3 protein-coding genes are annotated in these 3,161 nt (G+C 65.0%); 1 reads left to right on the forward strand and 2 read right to left on the reverse strand.

All coding sequences use genetic code 11. The features are described from left to right. Positions 1 to 558 precede the first annotated feature (558 nt). Positions 559 to 1,224, reverse strand: coding sequence for an aspartate/glutamate racemase family protein (locus VKP01_RS17220; RefSeq protein ID WP_324414459.1), 666 nt, complete (start codon positions 1,222 to 1,224; stop codon positions 559 to 561). 80 nt (positions 1,225 to 1,304) lie between these two features. Here VKP01_RS17220 and hydA point away from each other — a divergent pair, with 80 nt between their 5' ends. Continuing rightward, positions 1,305 to 2,771: a dihydropyrimidinase gene (gene hydA / locus VKP01_RS17225; RefSeq protein ID WP_324414461.1), complete on the forward strand. Its 1,467-nt coding sequence runs from the start codon at positions 1,305 to 1,307 to the stop codon at positions 2,769 to 2,771. A 30-nt stretch (positions 2,772 to 2,801) separates the two neighbouring features. Here hydA and VKP01_RS17230 read toward each other — a convergent pair. Next, positions 2,802 to 3,161, reverse strand: a 360-nt coding sequence (locus VKP01_RS17230) for a sarcosine oxidase subunit gamma (protein ID WP_324414463.1), incomplete at its 5' end; no start/stop codon positions are given.

A 3,161-nucleotide genomic window follows, 5' to 3' on the forward strand; every position in this document is an offset into this window, starting at 1 on the left:
GCAGGGTTCTCGGGCGCCCTGAAGACATCCTCGACCCGCAGATCCGGCGCGACGGGTGAGCCGTGATTGCATAAAACAAGCACCTTGCGTCCGTCCCCGACGACGACGCGGCATTCATGCGGGATCATCAAACGCTCGGTCATGTGGTGCACTCCCTCGTTTTCGCGGTTCGTAAACCGGCTTCCCGTTGCGCGCCACCTTCGCCGTTCCAGACGCAGCCATTGAGCCGGACCATGCGACGGGGCACCATGATCTCCGTCAATCTTTGATGCGCAAACGAAGACGGCATACGGCCAACGCACGGGGAGGGCGATCGTTTCGGGGTAAGGAGGGCAGTATGCAAGCATGTCGGACATTTCGTCGGATATGTCCGACTTTGCGGATCTGAGGGAGATGACTCAGCGCGCGCGAGCATCCTCGCCGGTTGCATGGCGTGGCTCCTTGGTCTTCAAAGACGAAGCGCCACAGCCTGACTCGTCACCGCTGAATCCGGCCGCAAGGGAGCGGAGCGCGACCGCCTCGATCGGATTGCCCGGTCGGCCAGCGGCAAGCCGTGTTTCAACCCAGCCGCGCGACCTGCACCGCGCCGAGCGCCATCGTGACGGCGGCTTGCGTGGGGTCGATCACGGGGATGCCGAGTTCGTCTTCGAGAGCCTTGCGGTGGCGCGCCATACCGGCGCAGCCCATGACGAGCGCGCCGGCACCGTCGAGATCGCGCAATTCGCGGCCCACAGTGATCATCCGCGCGAGCGTGCCCTCGCCGGAAGCGGTCTCGGCCACGGACATTTCCAGCGGACGCTCACCCGCGAGCCGTTCCATTAGCCCCATCTGGCGCAGATAGCGCAGATGCCTGCGGATAGAGCCGGCCTTGATGGCGATCACGCCGAAGCGATCGGCGCGCGACAGGGCGGTGAGCACGCCGCATTCGGCGATGCCGAAGACCGGGCGCGGGGTTGCCTCGCGGCAGACATGCAGGCCGGGATCGGAATAGCAGGCGATTATGAAGGCATCCGCCGGATCCTCCGCGACGATCCGCGCCAGCGGCAGCGTCACGCTCTCGGCGTCGTTCTGGCTCTCGATGCCGAAAGGTCCCTCGCGCAGGGTGCAGCAGACGATCTCCGGGCCGTCAGCAAAGGCCAGCGGCTCAAGCGCCTGCGCGAGCCCGTCGGTGACGGCCTCGTTGGAATTGGGGTTGATGACGAGAATGCGTGCGCGTCGGCTCATCTGCTTTTCCTCTTGTCGGGAGTTGAAACCTGCGGGCGAAAATTGTCCAGTCGGACAAAAGCACAAGGGATTTATGCACCATGCCGGACACTGCCTACGATCTCGTCATCCGCAACGCGCTTCTCGCCGGCTCGACCGGCAGCGTCGAGGCCGATCTCGCCGTGTCGGGCGAGCGCATCGCCGCGATCGGCCATGGTCTGGGTAGCGGCAAGCGCGAGATCGACGCGCGCGGGCGCGTTGTCACGCCCGGCGGTGTCGACAGCCATGCGCATATCGAGCAGCTCTCCGGCGGCGGTGTGATGAATGCCGATACCTGGGAGAGTGCCACCACCTCCGCAGCTCATGGCGGCACGACCAGCGTGATCGCCTTTGCCGCCCAGCATGTCGGCAAGAATCTGCGTCGGGTCGTCGACGACTACGCCGCTTTGGCACGCAAGGGTGCGGTCATCGACTACAACTACCACCTGATCGTCTCCGATCCGACGGAAAAGACCTTGAAACAGGACCTGCCGGCGCTGATCGGCGAGGGGCATGCCTCGATCAAGGCCTTCATGACCTACGATGCCATCCGCCTGCATGACGAGCAGATGCTCGATCTGATGGCGGTGGCGCGCGAGAACGGGGCGATGATCTGCGTCCATGCAGAGAATCACGGCATGATCGCCTGGATGGCCAAGCGCCTGGTCGAGCGGGGTTATACCGCGCCGAAATACCACGCGATCAGCCATCCCCGGGCCAGCGAGCCGGAAGCGTTCGAACGGCTGATCGCGATGTCGGCACTGCTCGACCAGCCGGTGATGATCTTCCACGTCTCCACCCGCGAGGGCGCCGCCGTGATCCGCCGGGCGCGCGGGGAGGGGGTCAAGGTCTTCGCCGAGACCTGCCCGCAATATCTCTTCTTCACCAGGGAAGCGCTCGACAAACCGGGGCTCGAGGGCGCCAAATGGATGTTCTCGCCGCCGCCGCGCGAGGTCGAGGATCAGGAAGCCCTGTGGCGCGCGCTGGAACTGGGCGATCTCCTGACCATCTCATCCGATCACGCGCCTTACGCTCCGGACGAGACGGGAAAATTCATGGCGGGGCCGAACGCGAATTTCAAACAGATCGCCAACGGCGTGCCGGGCCTGCAATTGCGCATGCCACTTCTGTTCGATGCGATGGTCTCGAAGGGAAGGCTCGGCCTGTCGCGCTTCGTGGCGCTGACCGCGACGCAGCCGGCGGCGCATTACAACCTGCCGAACAAGGGCGATATTGTCGTCGGCATGGATGCCGATCTGGTGATCTGGGATCCGCAAAAGCGCGTCACGCTATCAGACGATCTGGTGCTCGACCGGACGGGTTACACCCCCTATGGGGGGATGGAGGTCACCGGCTGGCCCGAGCGCGTCTTCCTGCGTGGCAAGCCCCTCGTCGAAGACGGCAAGCTCCAGGCTGAACCCGGCTCGGGCCGCTTTCTCGCCCGCCGGGCCGGACCCGCCGCCGCACCGACGGGGAACCTGCCGATGGAACTCGATCCAGCCCGCAATTTCGGCGCGAAGCTCTTGTGAGCGGATGATCTGCACAGGCTGATCGGCCCCTCATCCCGGCATGTGCAGCGGAACCTGGCCGGTCGGCTCCTGCGGTGGCATCGCCCATTCACGTCCCGCATCGGCGATGAGGCACCACAGGTAATCCGCCATCGAGCGTCGCACAACGATCTCGAAGAGCGGCTCGCTCGCGCTGGTTTCGTCCTCGCGGCAGATCAGCCAGATCTGCGCCTTGCCGCACAGGGTGGCAACGCCGTTGCTGCGGGCGAAATGGCGCGCATGCAGATCAATGGTGATCAGCTTGGCGAGAAGCGCGCGCACCGCACTGCCGCGCAGGGTGAGCACGGTGTTGTAGTCGCTGACATCCACCACCTGATGCTGATAGGGCGTCAGCGCCTGCGACAGATCCTG

The sequence above is a fragment of the Saliniramus sp. genome (assembly GCF_035311605.1).
Classification (GTDB): Bacteria; Pseudomonadota; Alphaproteobacteria; order Rhizobiales; family Beijerinckiaceae; genus Saliniramus.

Coding starts and splice junctions, on each gene's coding strand:
- VKP01_RS17220 (WP_324414459.1), bottom strand. CDS start 1,224: ATGAGCCGACGCGCACGCATTCTCGTCATCAACCCCAATTCCAACGAG.
- hydA (WP_324414461.1), top strand. CDS start 1,305: ATGCCGGACACTGCCTACGATCTCGTCATCCGCAACGCGCTTCTCGCC.